The sequence below is a fragment of the Kaistia sp. SLG-1 genome, assembly GCF_059699055.1.
In genome coordinates, this window is sequence record NZ_AP048544.1 from 2,392,342 (window position 1) to 2,408,765 (window position 16,424).

Annotated in this window: 11 protein-coding genes; 8 read left to right on the forward strand and 3 right to left on the reverse strand. The window is 66.4% G+C overall.

The genetic code is table 11. The annotated features are described in order from the left end of the window. Positions 1-74: 74 nt before the first annotated feature. The gene (locus tag AC6HZP_RS10765; RefSeq protein ID WP_497526549.1) at positions 75-2,990 is read right to left on the reverse strand and encodes an Rne/Rng family ribonuclease; all 2,916 of its coding nucleotides are present in this window, start codon (positions 2,988-2,990) and stop codon (positions 75-77) included. 799 nt (positions 2,991-3,789) lie between these two features. On the opposite strand from AC6HZP_RS10765, the gene AC6HZP_RS10770 reads away from it, so the two are divergent. From AC6HZP_RS10770 to mgtE, 5 genes are all read left to right on the forward strand, one after another. Further along, on the forward strand, positions 3,790-5,163 hold the full coding sequence (locus AC6HZP_RS10770) for an N-acetylmuramoyl-L-alanine amidase (RefSeq protein ID WP_497526550.1): 1,374 nt from the start codon (positions 3,790-3,792) through the stop codon (positions 5,161-5,163). A gap of 323 nt (positions 5,164-5,486) precedes the next feature. Continuing rightward, positions 5,487-7,931: a penicillin-binding protein 1A gene (locus AC6HZP_RS10775; protein WP_201403557.1), complete on the forward strand. Its 2,445-nt coding sequence runs from the start codon at positions 5,487-5,489 to the stop codon at positions 7,929-7,931. Positions 7,932-7,988: 57 nt separating this feature from the next. Then, the gene (locus tag AC6HZP_RS10780; protein WP_497526551.1) at positions 7,989-8,486 is read left to right on the forward strand and encodes a GNAT family N-acetyltransferase; all 498 of its coding nucleotides are present in this window, start codon (positions 7,989-7,991) and stop codon (positions 8,484-8,486) included. Positions 8,487-9,175: 689 nt separating this feature from the next. Continuing rightward, positions 9,176-9,601, forward strand: coding sequence for an EamA family transporter (locus AC6HZP_RS10785; protein ID WP_497526783.1), 426 nt, complete (start codon positions 9,176-9,178; stop codon positions 9,599-9,601). A 320-nt stretch (positions 9,602-9,921) separates the two neighbouring features. Continuing rightward, the gene (mgtE, locus tag AC6HZP_RS10790; protein WP_497526552.1) at positions 9,922-11,289 is read left to right on the forward strand and encodes a magnesium transporter; all 1,368 of its coding nucleotides are present in this window, start codon (positions 9,922-9,924) and stop codon (positions 11,287-11,289) included. Between the two features lie 426 nt (positions 11,290-11,715). On the opposite strand, the gene AC6HZP_RS10795 is transcribed toward mgtE, so the two are convergent. Beyond that, positions 11,716-12,345, reverse strand: coding sequence for a DUF4893 domain-containing protein (locus tag AC6HZP_RS10795; RefSeq protein ID WP_497526553.1), 630 nt, complete (start codon positions 12,343-12,345; stop codon positions 11,716-11,718). A gap of 106 nt (positions 12,346-12,451) precedes the next feature. Between AC6HZP_RS10795 and prfB the strand changes: the two genes are divergently transcribed. Further along, positions 12,452-13,580, forward strand: a protein-coding gene (gene prfB, locus AC6HZP_RS10800) for a peptide chain release factor 2 (protein WP_497526554.1) whose coding sequence is annotated in 2 segments (ribosomal slippage) — positions 12,452-12,520 and positions 12,522-13,580 — 1,128 coding nt in all. Because the reading frame shifts where the segments join, the coding sequence is not laid out codon by codon here. 160 nt (positions 13,581-13,740) lie between these two features. Further along, a complete protein-coding gene (locus AC6HZP_RS10805) occupies positions 13,741-14,721 on the forward strand; it encodes an SDR family oxidoreductase (protein WP_497526555.1) in 981 nt (326 codons plus the stop codon). 31 nt (positions 14,722-14,752) lie between these two features. On the opposite strand, the gene AC6HZP_RS10810 is transcribed toward AC6HZP_RS10805, so the two are convergent. Next, on the reverse strand, positions 14,753-15,322 hold the full coding sequence (locus AC6HZP_RS10810; RefSeq protein ID WP_497526556.1) for a cysteine hydrolase family protein: 570 nt from the start codon (positions 15,320-15,322) through the stop codon (positions 14,753-14,755). A gap of 101 nt (positions 15,323-15,423) precedes the next feature. On the opposite strand from AC6HZP_RS10810, the gene AC6HZP_RS10815 reads away from it, so the two are divergent. Then, positions 15,424-16,398 (forward strand): GlxA family transcriptional regulator, encoded by a 975-nt coding sequence (locus AC6HZP_RS10815; protein ID WP_497526557.1) that lies wholly within the window; start codon positions 15,424-15,426, stop codon positions 16,396-16,398. The last annotated feature ends 26 nt before the right edge of the window (positions 16,399-16,424 follow it).

The window sequence follows — 16,424 nt, forward strand, 5'->3', positions numbered from 1 at the left end:
CAAGGGCTCAGCCAAAAAGAAAAGGCCCGGCAGATGCCGGGCCTTTTCCATTTCATGTTCCGATATCGCCCTTCTTAGAAGAACGACCGGCGCTGCCACCAGCCGCCGCGCTTCGGACGATCGTCCTCGGGCTGCGGCTCGGCTTCGACCTTCGGCGCCGGCTCGGCCTGCGCCGCCACCGGCTCGACCGCGACGGGCTCGCGTGCCGTTTCATCCGCTTCGGCGGCTTCCTCGGCGGCGATTGTATCCTCGGTGATCACCGTGAAGCTCGGGCGCTCCTCGGCCGGGGCGTCGTCCTCGTTGTCGCCGATTTCCGGCATTTCGAGTTCCGGCTCGTCGCGGATCTCGTCCAGGAAGGGCTCGTTCATGTCGCCGATGTCGGCGACCGGGATGTCGGCCGCGATCAGCCGATCGCCGGCGTCTTCCGGCTCGACATCGCGAATGCCCTGGTCCTCGACCTCGACATAGCCCTCGGAGAGGACTTCGCCAGTCTCGTCGAGCTCCAGCGTCTGGCCTTCTTCCGAACCTTCGCCCTCGGAGCCTTCGCCCTCGGCGCCACGACGGCCGCGACGGCCACCGCGACGGCCGCGACGACGGCGACGGCGCGGCTCGCCGTTTTCGTCATGGTCCTGGCCTTCGCCATCCGCCTCGGCGGCATCATCGGATGCCTGTTCGCCAGCGACGTCGGCGTCCCCCGCCTCGGAGGCTTCGGCGCCTTCGCCGTCCTCGTCCTCGTCGCCATGCTCGCCGGATGCGGCGTCCTGGCCGGCAGCACCAGCCTCGCCACCCCGCCGCCGCCGACGACGACGGCGCTTGCGGCGTCCGCCTTCATCGGCGCGAGCCGCTTCGGTCGAGCTGTCGCCAGCGGCTTCCGTCTCGGCCTCGGCCTCATCGGCAACGGCCTCGTCCTCGATCTCCTCGTCTTCCGGATAGATCGTATCGGGATGGACGATGGGCGAGGGGGCCGCGACCAGCGGCGCGTCGCGCGGCGCGACCGGCTCGCCGCGCTCGAGCATGTAATGCTGGGCGGAGTTGACGGTCTCGTCGGCGAGAACGGTGATGGCGATGCCGAAGCGCGCCTCGATCTCGGCCAGATGGTTGCGCTTCTGGTTGAGGATGTAGAGCGCGACGACCGTCTTGGTGCGGATCGTCAGATTATGCGTGGCGCTCTTGAGCAGGTTGTCCTCGAGCGAACGCAGGACGTGCAGCGCCACCGAAGCCGGCGCGCGGACATAGCCGGTGCCGTGGCAGTGCGGGCAGGTCTCGACCGAGCTCTCGACGACGCCGGTGCGCAGGCGCTGGCGCGACATTTCGAGCAGGCCGAAATGCGAGATCCGGCCGACCTGGATGCGGGCGCGGTCGTTCTTCAGCGCGTCCTTGAGCTTGCGCTCGACTGCCCGGTTGTTGCGCTTCTCCTCCATGTCGATGAAGTCGACGACGATCAGGCCGGCGAGATCGCGCAGGCGGAGCTGGCGCGCCACCTCTTCGGCGGCCTCCAGGTTGGTCTGGTAGGCGGTGTCCTCGATGTTGTGCTCGCGCGTCGACCGGCCCGAGTTCACGTCGATCGCGACGAGCGCCTCGGTCTGGTTGATGACGATGTAGCCGCCGGACTTCAGCGTCACCTGCGGCGAGAACATCGCGTCGAGCTGCGCCTCGATGCCGGTGCGGGCGAAGATCGGCTGGCTCTCGCGGTAGGGCTGGACGTTCTTGGCATGGCTCGGCATGAGCATGCGCATGAAGTCCTTGGCCTCGCGATAGCCGTCGTCGCCGGCGACGAGAACCTCGTCGATGTCCTTGTTGTAGAGATCGCGGATCGACCGCTTGATCAGGCTGCCTTCCTCATAGACGAGGGTCGGGGCGGCCGAGCGCAGCGTCAGCTCGCGGACGTTCTCCCAGAGACGCAGCAGATATTCGAAGTCGCGCTTCACCTCGGCCTTGGTGCGGGTCGCACCGGCGGTCCGAAGGATGACGCCCATGCCCTCCGGCACCTCCAGATCGGCGGCGACTTCCTTGAGGCGCTTGCGATCGGCGGTGTTGGTGATCTTGCGCGAAATACCGCCGCCACGCGCCGTGTTCGGCATCAGCACCGAATAGCGGCCGGCGAGCGACAGATAGGTGGTGAGAGCCGCGCCCTTGTTGCCGCGCTCTTCCTTGACGACCTGGACCAGCAGCACCTGGCGGCGCTTGATCACTTCCTGGATCTTGTACTGGCGCGCGCGGGCGCGGCGCCGCTCGGGCAGCTCCTCGAGCGCGTCCTCGGCGCCGACGGTGTCGACGGCGTCTTCTTCATGTTCCTCGTCGCCGCCGATTTCCTCGACGCTGTGGTCGGAGGGAGGCGCGTCAAGTTCGGAATGGTGGTCGTCGTGATGATCGTCCGACGCGGAAACCTCGGCCGGTGCATTGTCCTCGCCGTGCGGTGCGTCCTGGTCGTCCTCGGCGTGACGATCGTCATGATGGTCGTCGCCGTGGCCGGCGTCATCATGGTGCTCGGCGCGGGCGCCGGTGTCGTCGCCATTCGCCTCGTCGTGGTTGGTCTCTTCGCCGTGGGTCTCTTCGCCGTGAGCCTCGTCGCCATGGGCGTCGTCCGACTGGACCTCGCCGGTGCGCGCCTCGTCGGCGGCCTTGGCGGCGGCCGAACGATTGCTGCCGCGGCGGCGGCCGTTCCGGGCCTTGGCGGCGGCGCGCTCTTCAGCCTCGCGCTCTTCCTGCTCCTCGGCCTCGATCAGGGCCTGACGGTCGGCGACCGGGATCTGATAGTAGTCGGGATGGATTTCCGAGAAGGCGAGGAAGCCATGGCGATTGCCGCCATATTCGACGAAGGCCGCCTGCAGCGAAGGTTCGACGCGGGTGACCTTGGCTAGATAGATGTTGCCGCGCAGCTGCTTCCGGCTCGCGGATTCGAAGTCGAATTCCTCGACCCGATTGCCGCGCACCACCACGACCCGGGTCTCCTCCGGGTGGGTGGCATCGATGAGCATCTTGTTTGCCATATTGGGAACTCTCCATGGCCCGTCCGCGCAAATCTCCGGCCGGCGCCATGCGCCGATGCCGTGTTGGTCGCGAGCGGACCGTGATGGGGGAAAAGTGAACGTGCGCGCGCCTGCGCCAGCACCGTCGACGCCCCGCGACCGGCGATGGCCGGTTCAAGGTTGGCGTGACGGTCGGGGGTCGGCAAAAACATGGGTACGCGCTTTGAGCCTCTTGAAGAATATACCGCCGGAGCAAGCCCCGCCGGGAACTCGACCGTCGGCGCTTGCGCACCGCTCGGTCGCCGGACGGCAGGTTCCCGCATCGTGCGCTCTGAATATCAGGAGAGCTGCACGCGCCGGATCCCTGTCCCCATCCTCTGGCCGTGCACCGAAACGACCGGGACGTACCTGGTTCGCATGGGCTGGAAAGCCAGCCGATCGATCCGCAGCGTCCCCTCCGTGTCAGGCCGATCACGCCACGTAAGGCGGCAAACCAGCCGGAGGATGAATTCCGTGATCTCCTTTTATGGAAGGCGGCGATTCTTGGCAAGGATATTGGGGCGCGCGCACCGGAGCGGGCAGGGCGGCGAGCGATCCTTTCGGACGGAACGGGTGTGGATAGGCTAAGCTTGTACGCACTCTGGTTATCGGCTCTTAACCATTGCGGCCTAATCGTCTAAACAGCCGGATATCGGGGCAAGGTGGGGCTGGCACCGGACGACACGAGCAGATGCAGGCAGACAAACGCGTGACCGCCGATCAAAAGGGTTGGCGAAACAGCAGGCGAGGGGCCGGACGGCTTGTCGCCGCGAGTATCCTTTTGCTGTCATCCACGCTGTTGTCAGCCGCCCAGTCGCCCGATTCCGCGCGGCTCGCGCTCGGCGACGAGGCGGTCGCGCCTGACGCCACGGCTCCCGCTGTCACCGCTCCCGTCGACGTCCCGGCCATTCGCGGCAGCGCCGCGCAGGATCCGGCCGCTCCGGATGCCGCGACGGATACCTCTCCATCTTCGGTGGCCCCGGTCGCCTCCGGGCCGGTCGTGGCGCGGGAAGCGCGCGTCGTCGGAGACGGGTCGCGCACCCGCTTCGTCATGGATCTCTCCGGTCCGGCAGCGCTTTCCGTCTTCATGCTCGACGAGCCCTACCGTGTCGTCGTCGACCTGCCGGAGACGCATTTCGAGCTTCCCACCGATACCGGCAAGACCGGCAAGGGCCTGGTCTCCGCCTTCCGCTACGGCCTGATCTCGGCCGGCAAGTCGCGCATCGTCCTCGATGCCACCGGCCCGGTCGCGATCGACAAGGCCTTCGTCCTGCCGGCGGAGAAGGGCCAGCCCGCGCGCGTCGTCGTCGACCTCGTCAAGAGCACGCGCACCGCCTTCCTCGAGACGCTGCGTGTCTCGCGCGACCGCGACGGCAAGGGTCCGGCCCAGAAGCCGGAGGCGATCCCCGGTCCCGCGCCGAACGACGGCAAGCTGCGCATCGTGCTCGATCCCGGCCATGGCGGCATCGATTCGGGCGCCATCGGCAAGTCGGGCACGCTCGAGAAGACCGTGGTGCTGGCCTTCGCGCAGGTCTTGAAGGAGAAGCTCGAGGCGAACGACCGCTACGAGATCATCCTGACCCGCACCGACGACACCTTCCTGCCGCTGCGCGGTCGCGTGCAGTTCGCGCGGCAGAAGCATGCCGACCTGTTCGTCTCGATCCACGCGGATTCGTTCTCCGGCGGCGATATTCGCGGCGCCACCGTCTACACGCTCTCGGAACGCGCCTCCGACCAGATGGCGGCCCAGATCGCGGAATCGGAAAACAAGTCCGACATCCTCGCCGGCGTCGATGTGCCGGAGGACACCAACGAGGTTTCCGATATCCTGATCGACCTGGCGCGGCGCGAAACCAAGAATTTCGCCACCGTTTTCGCGCGCAACGTGATCAAGGAGCTGAAGCCGAACGTGCGGCTGTTCAAGCGCGCGCACCAGCAGGCCGGCTTCATGGTTCTGAAGGCTCCGGACGTTCCGTCTGCCTTGGTAGAACTCGGCTATCTCTCGAACGCGGAAGATGAAAAGCTGCTGACTTCGCCCGAATGGCGCGAGAAAACAGCCGTCGCCATCACCCGCGCCATCGACGCGTTTTTTCGCACACGGGTTGCAAACATGGCCGCCTCGGTCCCGGTGACGCCGGAGGTCGGGGAGCCGTGATGGGGCTGTTGCCTGAACATCACGCGCCGCCGCGGCCTTTGCTTATCGGCCCCAGCGCCCAAGTTTCTCCACAAATCGGCTGGAAGAACGGACCCATTGGGTCTATCGAGGCCAAACGAACCAGTAGTTCGCCGGCGGTCAACGGGCGGTTGAGTCCGTGGTTGCCAGGCGATGGTCGCGCGATGAGCGCGATCGGTGTCGTTAGACATTCAGGACCCGCTAGGCGACGGATGCCGAACGGATCAACCCATTTCGAACCGGGGTTCGTCTCGTCGGCTTGAGCTTGTCGCCGGCAAGGCGATCCAGCGGGGAACGCGAGCGATATGTTTCTGCGACTGATCGGTTATTTATTCGGGATTGGCGCCGTGTTTTTCTTGGCTGTTGCTGCAGGTGTGGCTTGGTACGTGTCCGGCTTGACGGGCGGTCTGCCTTCGGTCGAAGTCCTGGCCAAATATGAACCGCCGGTCATGACGCGCATCCACGCGTCGGACGGCCAGCTCGTCGGCGAATACGCCCGCGAGCGCCGGCTCTACCTGCCGATCCAGGCGATCCCGGATCGGGTCAAGGCCGCGTTCATCTCGGCCGAGGACAAGAATTTCTACCAGCATGCCGGCCTCGATTATTACGGCATCGCCCGCGCCGCGCTGCAGAACATCTCCGCCCTGTCGTCGGACAAGCGCCTGATCGGCGCCTCGACCATCACCCAGCAGGTCGCCAAGAACTTCCTGTTGACCAACGAGCGCTCGATGGATCGCAAGATCAAGGAAGCGATCCTGTCGCTCCGCATCGAGCAGGCGAACTCGAAGGACAAGATTCTCGAGCTCTATCTGAACGAGATCTTCCTCGGCCTCGGCTCCTATGGCGTCGCCGCCGCGTCGCTGTCCTATTTCGACAAGTCCGTGCACGAGCTCACCCTCGCGGAGGCCGCCTATCTGGCGGCGCTGCCGAAGGGCCCGAACAACTACAATCCGTTCCGCTACGCCGACCGCGCCATCGAGCGCCGCAACTGGGTCATCGACCGCATGGTCGAGAACGGTTTCGCCACCGCCGACGAGGGCGAGGCGGCCAAGGCGTCGCCGCTCGGCGTCAAGACGCGCGTCACCAGCCCGCACATCTTCGCGGCCGACTACTATGTCGAGGAAGTGCGCCGCCAGCTGATGCAGATGTATGGCGAGAAGGCGCTCTATGACGGTGGCCTGTCGGTGCGCACCTCGCTCGACCCCGGCATGCAGGTCATGGCCCGCCAGGCGCTGATGAACGGCCTGGTCAGCTTCGACGAGCAGCATGGCTGGCGCGGTCCGGTCAAGAACGTGCCGATCGAAGGCGATTGGGGCGTCGCCGTCGCCTCGGTGCCGGCGCTCAGCGACATCATCGAATGGCGTCTCGCCATCGTCACCGCCGTCGACAAGGACGAGGCGAAGATCGGCCTGCAGCCCGGCCGCGACGGCTCCGGCAAGCTGCTGCCCGACCGCGAGACCGGCGTCATCCCGTTCTCCGAGATGAAGTGGGCGAAGCCCGCCGGCAAGAAGCTGAGCGGCGCCAGCGACGCGCTCGAAGTCGGCGACGTCGTCTATGTCGAGCCCGCCGACGGCAAGCCCGGCGCCTACCGCCTGCACCAGGTGCCGAGCATCGCCGGCGCCATGGTGGTGATGGACCCGCATACCGGCCGCGTGCTGGCGATGGATGGCGGCTTCTCCTATGCGGAGAGCCAGTTCAACCGCGCCACCCAGGCGATGCGCCAGCCGGGTTCGTCGTTCAAGCCCTTCGTCTACGCCGCCGCCCTCGACAATGGCTACACGCCGTCGTCGGTGGTGATGGACGCGCCGATCGAGGTCGATCCCGGCTATGGCCAGCCGATCTGGCGTCCGGAGAACTACGCCCAGAAGTTCTATGGCCCGTCGACGCTGCGCACCGGCATCGAGCAGTCGCGTAACGTCATGACCGTGCGCCTGGCGCAGGACATGGGCATGCCGCTGGTCGCCGAATATGCCAAGCGCTTCGGCGTCTACGACAAGCTCGGCCCGTTCCTGCCGAACGCGCTCGGCGCCTCGGAGACGACGGTGCTGCGCATGGTCGCCGGCTATTCGGTGTTCGCGAATGGCGGCCGCCAGGTGAAGCCGACGCTGATCGACCGTATCCAGGACCGTTTCGGCAAGACCATCTTCAAGCATGAGGAGCGGGTCTGCGAGACGTGCGACGCCGAGCAGTGGACGCACCAGGACGAGCCGGTCATCGAGGACAATCGCGAGCAGGTGCTCGACCCGATGACCGCCTACCAGATCACGTCGATGCTGGAAGGCGTCGTCCAGCGCGGCACGGCGACGGTGCTGAAGAGCGTCGGCAAGCCGCTCGCCGGCAAGACCGGCACCTCGAACGACTACAAGGACGCCTGGTTCATCGGCTATTCGCCGGATCTCGTCGTCGGCGTCTTCATCGGCTACGATAATCCGCGCCCGATGGGCCGCGGCATGACGGGCGGCGAGGTCGCGGCGCCGATCGCGGGCGACTTCTTCAAGTTGGCGCTCGCCGACAAGGCCGGCGTTCCATTCCGCGTGCCGGACGGCCTGACGCTGATCCCGATCGACCGCAAGACGGGCATGCGCGCCAGCGCCGGCGCGCCGGGCACGATCCTCGAGGCGTTCAAGCCGGGCACGGGCCCGCCGGACACCTACTCGATCATCGGCCAGACCGATGCGAACGGGCAGCCGCTGACGGTGACGCCCGAAGCCGACCGGGCGGTGATCTCCGGCACCGGCGGATTGTACTGATCGAACGGGCCGCGGAGTTATCCGCGGCCCGACCGTTTTGCGGGACCTTCGAGACGAATGACGAGTTTCTGGCGGCCGATGCGGCCGGGCGATCTGGCCGCGGTCGAGACGATCGCCGCGCGCGTGCACGAGGCCTATCCCGAGGACCCGGAAATCTTCGCCGAGCGGCTGAGGCTCTGGCCGGAGGGATGCTGGGTCTATGAGCGGGATGGCGCGCTCATCGCCTATGTGCTGAGCCATCCGGCGCTCGCCTTCGCGCCTCCGTCGCTCAACACGCTGCTCGTCGCGCTGCCGGAGCGGCCTTCGACCTATTACATCCACGATCTCGCTCTGCTTCCCGAGACGCGCGGGCAGGGGGCGGGCTCGGAAGTCGTGCGCATTCTGCTCGAGGGTGCGCGCCGGGCGGGCTGCCCGGACGTCTCGCTGGTTGCCGTCAACGGCTCGACCGGCTTCTGGCGCCGCCACGGCTTCGAGCCGGTGGCGCACCCGGCGCTCACGGAAAAGCTCCGCAGCTACGACGACGACGCCAGCTATATGGTTCGAGCGCTGGGCTAGGTTCGCCTTGCCGGCGGTCGATGCCCGTCCGTCTCGAGCAAGACCCTCACCCCACCCTCTCCCGCAAGCGGGAGAGGGAGATCGCCTGCGCTGTCGCTGCGTTCAAACACGGATGAAGGGCACTGGCCCAAGCCCTCTCCCGCGAGCGGGAGAGGGTGGGGTGAGGGGCTTGCTTGGCCTCCTGCGCGGTGGGTGATGAACAAGCAGGCGGCGGGCATTGCGACCTGACCTGGGCATCACGCTCCGCCGTCATCCCCGCGGAGGCGGGGATCCATGCATCCGAGGCACCGGGCGTTTCGCGCGCCAGCCAACCCGGCTGAATGGATCCCGGGTCAAGCCCGGGATGACGGCGAGGGCGAGTGGGAGGCAGAGTGTGACGACGAACGCCGCGGAGCCGCAGGTCGTGATTGCCTGTACGGCGAATGGAGGCTGCTCCTTCACCTCTCCCTGAGGGAGAGGTCGACGGCCGAAGGCCGGCGGGTGAGGGTTTACGGCCTCGCCGATTGGACTTCTGACCGACGGTATTCCTTCCGGTAAGTTCCCTAAACCCTCACCCGGAGCTTCGCTCCGACCTCTCCCTCAGGGAGAGGTGAGGGAAGCGCCGCTCCCTGCGACCTGCACGCCGCATTGCGTCCCGCTCCGCCTTCTGCAACGCTCGCTTCCGGGCCGGGGATACGGTGGTGCCGAACATGATGTCGTCGTGGTTCTTCTGGGCTCTGCTCTCCGCGGCCTTTGCCGCGCTCACCGCCATCTTCGCGAAGGTCGGCATCAGCGGTGTCAATTCCGATTTCGCCACCTTCATCCGCACCATCGTCATCCTGCTGACGATCGCCTTCATCCTGACGGCGACGGGGAAGTGGCAGCCCTTCGGGTCTGTCGCGCCGCGCAGCTATGTCTTCCTCGTGCTTTCGGGCTTCGCGACCGGCGCGTCCTGGCTCTGCTATTTCCGCGCGTTGAGCCTCGGCGACGCGGCGCGGGTCGCGCCGATCGACAAGCTGAGCGTCGTCCTGGTCGCGCTTTTCGGCGTCGCCTTTCTCGGCGAATCCCTGTCCGTCCGCAATTGGCTGGGTGTGCTTCTGATCGCCTCCGGGGCGGTTCTGGTGGCGCTGCGCTGAGCCGCTGCGGGGGTCTTTCTTTACCGGCTAAGCCTCTGTCCGGCCTTCCCGATCGATTGGAGGGGTGGTCGCCGCGTTCTGCACGTCCCGATCGACCTGCGGCAAAAAATAAGCGCGTCGGAAAGAGCTTGACGCGGCGCTGCGAGTGGCGCACCTGACTACTTGTCAAGCCGGTGTCCGTTCGCGGTCCGGCCCCCACTGGAACCCCCAGCTTCATGTCGAGCGACAGTAGCAGTCGAATAAAGGCGCCGCCCAGGGCCGCGATGAACTGATCGCTAGATCGGCTCACTCGGTCTGCCGGCGGCCGATCGGAGTAAGCCATGGAAGATATCGTCCACGCTGACGAGGCGGCGCTGCGCGCCGAGACGTCGCGCCTTGACGGCGAGCATGTCGCCGACGTCGTAGAACTTCTCAACCAACACGAACCCGAAGCGATTTCCGCCGTCCTCGCGGGGCTGTCGGACGAGCGCGTGATCGAGATTCTCGATCAGCCCGAATTCTATGAATCGGTCGAGGTGCTCTCGAACCTGCCGATCGAGCGGGCCGTGCGCATCCTGGGCGGCATGTCGGCCGACCGCGCCACCGACCTTCTCGCCGAGATCGACGAGCCGCTGCGCACGCAGCTGATCGGCCGGCTCGATCCCGAGACCCGCAGCGCCGTCAAGCGCCTCTCCGCCTTTCCCGAGGGCAGCGCCGGCAGCATCATGACGACCGAGTTCGTCAGCGTGCCGACGAGCTGGACCGTGGGCCAGACGCTGCAGCACATCCGCGCCGTCGAGAAGAGCCGGGAGACCATCTACACCATCTGCGTCCTCGATCCCGTGACGCATCAGCTGGTACAGACCGTCTCGCTGCGGCGCCTGATCGCGGCCGAGCTCAACGCCGAGGTGCTGTCGGCCGCGCGGCATCGCCGCCCGATCACCGTCTCGCCGCAGACGGACCGCGAGGACGTCGCGCAGCTGTTCTCGAAATACGACCTGCTCGCCGTCCCGGTCGTGGACGAGCGTTTCCATGTCGTCGGCATCGTTACGGTGGACGACGTCATCGATACGATCTTCGCCGAGAATACCGAGGACGTGCAGAAGTTCGGCGGCATGGAGGCGCTCGACGAGCCCTACATGGACATCAGCTTCCTGACGATGATGAAGAAGCGCGCCGGCTGGCTGTGCGCGCTGTTCATCGGCGAGATGCTGACGGCGACCGCCATGCAGCATTTCGAGACGGAGCTGGAGAAGGCGATCGTCCTGACGCTGTTCATCCCGCTGATCATGAGCTCCGGCGGCAATTCCGGCTCGCAGGCGACGTCGCTGATCATCCGCGCGCTGGCGCTCGGCGAAGTCAAGCTGAAGGACTGGTGGCGCGTCGCGCTGCGCGAGCTGCCGAGCGGCCTGGCGCTTGGCTCCATCCTCGGTACGCTCGGCATCGTCCGCATCACCGCCTGGCAGCTGCTCGGCCTCTATGACTATGGCGAGCACTGGATGCTGGTCGCGGCGACCGTCGGCACCGGCCTTCTCGGCATCGTCACCTTCGGCTCGATGACCGGCTCGATGCTGCCCTTCATCCTGCAGCGGCTGAAATTCGACCCCGCCAGCGCCTCGGCCCCCTTCGTCGCGACGCTCGTCGACGTGACCGGACTGGTCATCTACTTCTCGGTCGCTCTCGTCATCCTGAGCGGCACGCTGCTGTAAAGGGAAGGGTGCGTCCTTTTAGGGCCCACCCTTAGCTCCTGAACCCTCCCCTTGAGGGAGGGTCAAGACCGCCTTCGGGCGGTCTTGGGGAGGGGTTCTTCGTCGGACTTGCCGCGAGCTGAGCGAAGCGCCCCCGCGCTGCCCTTCACCTCTCCTTGAGGAGGCCGCGCAACATTGTCTTTATTGCGCGGATCGGATCTTGCCACCCTCCGCCGTCATCCCGGCGAAGGCCGGGATCCAGACACGCAGGCCCGTGGCCGATAGGCTGAGCCAAGCTTTCCGGGTCGGTGTCTATGGGCCCCGGCCTCCGCCGGGGCGACGGTGCCCTGCCTATAGGCCGTGGGCGGCATGACGACCTTGGGTGCTTTGCAAAGGTCTCTTCAGGGAGAGGTGAAGGGGCGAAGCCCGCACGCCCCCTGCCGAACCTCACCGCTTCTTCAGCTCGATGATGTCGAACTTCGATTCGAATTTCGGCTCCGGCAGGTCGAGCCGGTAGCTCTTCGGGCCGGTCTTGTAGAAATAGCCCACCTGGTCGTTGTCGGCCTTGGCGCCATAGCGACGCGGCTTCTCGTTCGCGAAATGGTCGGCGCCGTAATAGATCAGCCGCTTGTCGCTCTCGTCGATGAAATGGCCGCTGAGGCGCTGCGATCCGCTCGTCTTGACGAGGCGATAGCCGAGATCGTCCTCGTCGATCCGGCAGGCGAACCAGTCATAGACGGTGAGGGGCAGCCCCCCGCCGAGCTTGATCGTGCGGCAATTGTAGCTGCCGCGAATGTCGATGCCGAGGATCGGCTGCGGCTGGATGGCGAACATCGCGTCGATCATCGACACGTCGCCCTGGCCGCCGCCGGCGCGCGCCTCCTTCAAGGCGTCCGCCCGCGTCGCCTCGTAGCGGTCGAGGCGGCCCTTGTCGGTCTTGGTCAGCGTCCGCGCCGCCATCGTGCCCTCGGCGAACGCGCTGCCCGAGACGAGCAGCAGCACCATGGCGGGCAGCAGACGAAGGCTTCTCGACAGCCGCGACTTGGACAGCTGAAAAGGCTTGGGAAGCGGCGTCATGGAGGTCTCCTCGGTTCGTCCGCTTGGTTTACATGGGAAGGGGGCATCACTATGTTGCCGCACCCGGCAGGGAAACCTGCCCGAACGAGAACTGGACGTCTATCCAATGCGAGCCGAGATCGAGACGATCGTCGACGAAATCAAGCAGGGCATAACCCTGCTGAGGAGGCATCTTTGACTGGGATCGTGCCCAGAGACGCCTGCTTGAACTGAACGCCCTCTCCGAGACGCAGAACTTCTGGGACGATCCCCAGAAGGCGCAGAAGCTGATGCGCGAGCGCCAGGGGCTCGAGGACGGCATCAACGCGGTGCTGACCAGCGAGCGCGAGCTTGCCGACAATATCGAGCTGATCGAGATGGGCGAGGCCGAAGGCGACGCCTCGATCATCGCCGACGCCGAGGCCGCGATCGTCGCGCTCAAGGGCGACATCCGCAAGCGCCAGGTCAATTCGATGCTGTCCGGCGAGGCCGACGGCAACGACACCTATGTCGAAGTCCATGCCGGCGCCGGTGGCACCGAGAGCCAGGACTGGGCCAACATCCTGCTGCGCATGTACACGCGCTGGGCGGAGAAGAGTGGCCGCAAGGTCGAGCTGCTCGAAGTCCATGACGGCGAAGAGGCGGGCATCAAGTCGGCCACCATCCTCGTCAAGGGCGAGCAGTCCTATGGCTGGCTGAAGACCGAATCGGGCGTGCACCGTCTCGTGCGCATCTCGCCCTATGACAGCGCCGCGCGCCGCCATACGAGCTTTGCCTCGATCTGGGTCTATCCGGTCGTCGATGATTCGATCGAGATCGAGATCAACGAGAGCGACTGCCGCATCGATACCTATCGCGCGCAGGGCGCCGGCGGCCAGCACATCAACACGACCGACTCGGCCGTGCGCATCACGCACATGCCGTCCGGCATCGTCGTGCAGTGCCAGAACGAGCGCTCGCAGCACAAGAACCGGGCCGCGGCCTGGGAGATGCTGCGCTCGCGCCTCTACGAGGCGGAGCTGGAACGGCGCGAGGCGGCCGCGATGGCGACCGAATCGACCAAGAAGGACATCGGCTGGGGCCACCAGATCCGGTCCTACGTCATGCAGCCGTACCAGCTGGTGAAGGACCTGCGCACCGGTGTCGAAAGCACCAGCCCGCAGGACGTGCTGAACGGCGATCTGAACGAGTTCATGGAAGCCGCGCTGGCACAGCGCCTCGGCGGCCCCGCCGTGGACGTCCAGGACATCGACTGATCAGACATCGGCGAATAGCGTCGATTGAAATCCAGAGGGCGGAGCCAGGCTCCGCCCTTTGTCGTTTGGTCTCGGCAATATCGTTCCGACGGGTTGCGTCCTCCGGGAATGCCTGCTTCGCTGGAGCGGTGATCCCTGCATTTCCGACAAAGGTTTTCAGATGGCGCTGAGCATTCTCTTCATCGGCGGTACCGGCCAGATCTCCTACCCATGCGTCGAACGTGCCGTGGCGCAGGGGCATGACGTCAGCGTCTTCAATCGCGGCAAGAGCGAGGGCGAGCTGCCTCGCGGTGTCACATCGATCATCGGCGAGCTGGCGGGACCGGAATATGCCGATCTGGCCAAGGCCAATTATGACGTCGTGTGCCAGTTCATCGCCTTCACGCCCGATCAGGTGGCGCGGGACATCGAGATCTTCTCCGGCCATTGCGGCCAGTACATCTTCATCTCGTCGGCTTCGGTCTATGAAAAGCCGGCGCGTCATTATGTGATCACCGAGAAGACGCCGGCGATCAATCCGTACTGGCCCTACAGCCAGGCCAAGATCGCCTGCGAAAAGCTGCTGCAGGATGCCGAGGGCCTGAACTGGACCATCGTGCGCCCCAGCCATACCGTCCGCACCGGCCTGCCGATCATGATGGGCGACAGCGATATCATGGCGCGCCGCATGCTGGACGGCGAGCCGACGATCGTTGCCGGCGACGGCCATACGCCGTGGACGCTGACCCGGTCGGTCGATTTCGCGGTGCCGTTCGTCGGCCTGTTCGGCAACAAGGCGGCGCTGAACGACGTCTTTCACATCACCAACGACCGCGCCCATATCTGGGACGACATCCAGAAGGCGATTGCCCGCCTGCTTGGCGTCGAGGCCAAGATCGTGCATGTGCCGACCGACACGCTGGTCCGCTACAATCCGGAATGGATCGGCCCGCTGACCGGCGACAAGGCGTGGACGGCGATCTTCGACAATTCGAAGATCAAGAGCGTGGTGGGCGATTTCCACTGCGCCGAAAGCCTCGACGAGATCCTGGCCGAGCCGATCCAGCACCTGAAGCAGCGCCTGGCGATGCAGCGTCCGCCGAAGGGCGAGTTCGATGCCCTGGTGGACCGGATCTGCCGGGAGCAGGCGGCGCTCGGCTAGGAGCGTTTCGAGCGAACGCCGCCGCATCCGGTCAGGCGACGGAGAGCACCGGCTCGGCCGCGAGATGCTCGGCCGTGGTGATCACCCTGGCATAGGCGAGGGCGAGCGCCGCCATGTTGGCGGCGTGCACCTCGGCAGCCGGAATGACGGTGCCCTCGAACTCCAGGTCCCGCGTCGCGCAGGCGTCGTGGAGCACGGTGGTGCGATAGCCGAAATCGGAGGCCGCGCGCCCGGCGGCGGCGATGCACATGTGGCTCATCGCGCCGACGATGACGATCTCCTCGACGCCATGCCGCTCCAGCGTCGCCTTCAGCTCGGTGTCGCGAAACGAGTTGACGAAGTGCTTCACCACCACCGGCTCACCCTCGGCCGGGCGGACGGCGTCGTGGATCTCCACGCCATGCGTGCCGGGCACGAGATAGGTCGCCCCCGGCGCCAGCGACTGGTGCTGCACATGGATCACCGTGTCGCCGCGCCGGCGCGCCGCCGCGAGCACCCGCGCGCCATTGGCGACCGCGGCGTCGGGGCCGACGAGCGGCAGGTTGCCGCCGGGAAAGTAGTCGTTCTGGAAGTCGATGATGACGAGGGCCCGCTGGGTCATGGGAGGCTCCTGCTCCTGGGTTGACGATGTCAGGCAGTATGCAGGCGGGCTTTCCCGCGCTAAATTGGCGAAATCGACAATATGAGGTTCGATATCGACAAATGGCGACCGATCGGACGATCGAAATCGGCATGGTGCTCTACCCGGACGTCCAGATGGCGGCCGTGCTCGGCCTGACCGACCTGTTTGCGATGGCGAACCGGATGGCCCGTGGCCGCGACGGCGCGAAGTCCGGGACGATCCGTGTCTCGCACTGGCGGCAGGATGGGCCGGACGGCGCGATCGGCCGCGTCTTCGACACCCTGCCGGAGCGGGTGGCGGGCGAGCCTGCGGCCCTCATCGCGGTTCCGAGCCTCGCCGGACCGGTCGAGCCGGCCGACGCCGTGCCCTATGCGGCCTGGCTGCGCCGCTTCCACGCGGCGGGCGGCACGCTGGTCGCGGCCTGCGCCGGCGTGTTCCTGCTGGGCGAGACGGGGCTCCTCGCCGGCCGCACCGTCACCACGCACTGGGTGCTCGGCGAGCGTTTCCACCGCCGCTTTCCCGATGCGCGCCTCGATATCGACCGGCTGCTCGTCGATGAGGGCGACCTCGTCACCGCCGGCGGCATGATGGCCTGGACGGATCTCGGCCTGCGTCTCGTCGATCGCTATCTCGGTTCGGAGGTCATGCTCGACACGGCGCGGATGCTGCTGGTCGATCCGCCGGGCCGCGAGCAGCGCTATTACAGCACCTTCGTTCCCCGCCTCGACCATGGCGACAGGGCGGTGCTGCAGGCGCAGCACTGGCTGCATGGGCAGGGCGCCAAGGATGCCTCGCTGGAAAGCCTCGCCGCCCATGCCGGCCTCGAGGAGCGCACCTTCCTGCGCCGCTTCCGCAAGGCGACGGGCCGCACGGCAACCGAGTATCAGCAGGAGCTGAAGGTGAACAAGGCGCGAGAACTCCTGCAGTTCAGCGCGTTTTCAGTCGACCAGATCGCCTTCGACGTCGGCTATGGCGATGCCGGCGCCTTCCGCAAGGTCTTCGCCCGCATCGTCGGCCTGTCGCCGGCGGAGTACCGCCGGCGATTTCACGCTTGAGGGGCCGGTTCGGCGCCTCAGGCCGG

What these genes read in the sequence shown, in the direction of transcription:
- AC6HZP_RS10780 (WP_497526551.1), top strand. Translation starts at nt 7,989, where the DNA reads ATGACGAGTTTCTGGCGGCCGATGCGGCCGGGCGATCTGGCCGCGGTC.
- AC6HZP_RS10815 (WP_497526557.1), top strand. Translation starts at nt 15,424, where the DNA reads ATGGCGACCGATCGGACGATCGAAATCGGCATGGTGCTCTACCCGGAC.
- AC6HZP_RS10775 (WP_201403557.1), top strand. Translation starts at nt 5,487, where the DNA reads ATGTTTCTGCGACTGATCGGTTATTTATTCGGGATTGGCGCCGTGTTT.
- AC6HZP_RS10765 (WP_497526549.1), bottom strand. Translation starts at nt 2,990, where the DNA reads ATGGCAAACAAGATGCTCATCGATGCCACCCACCCGGAGGAGACCCGG.
- AC6HZP_RS10795 (WP_497526553.1), bottom strand. Translation starts at nt 12,345, where the DNA reads ATGACGCCGCTTCCCAAGCCTTTTCAGCTGTCCAAGTCGCGGCTGTCG.
- AC6HZP_RS10785 (WP_497526783.1), top strand. Translation starts at nt 9,176, where the DNA reads ATGATGTCGTCGTGGTTCTTCTGGGCTCTGCTCTCCGCGGCCTTTGCC.
- AC6HZP_RS10805 (WP_497526555.1), top strand. Translation starts at nt 13,741, where the DNA reads ATGGCGCTGAGCATTCTCTTCATCGGCGGTACCGGCCAGATCTCCTAC.
- mgtE (WP_497526552.1), top strand. Translation starts at nt 9,922, where the DNA reads ATGGAAGATATCGTCCACGCTGACGAGGCGGCGCTGCGCGCCGAGACG.
- AC6HZP_RS10810 (WP_497526556.1), bottom strand. Translation starts at nt 15,322, where the DNA reads ATGACCCAGCGGGCCCTCGTCATCATCGACTTCCAGAACGACTACTTT.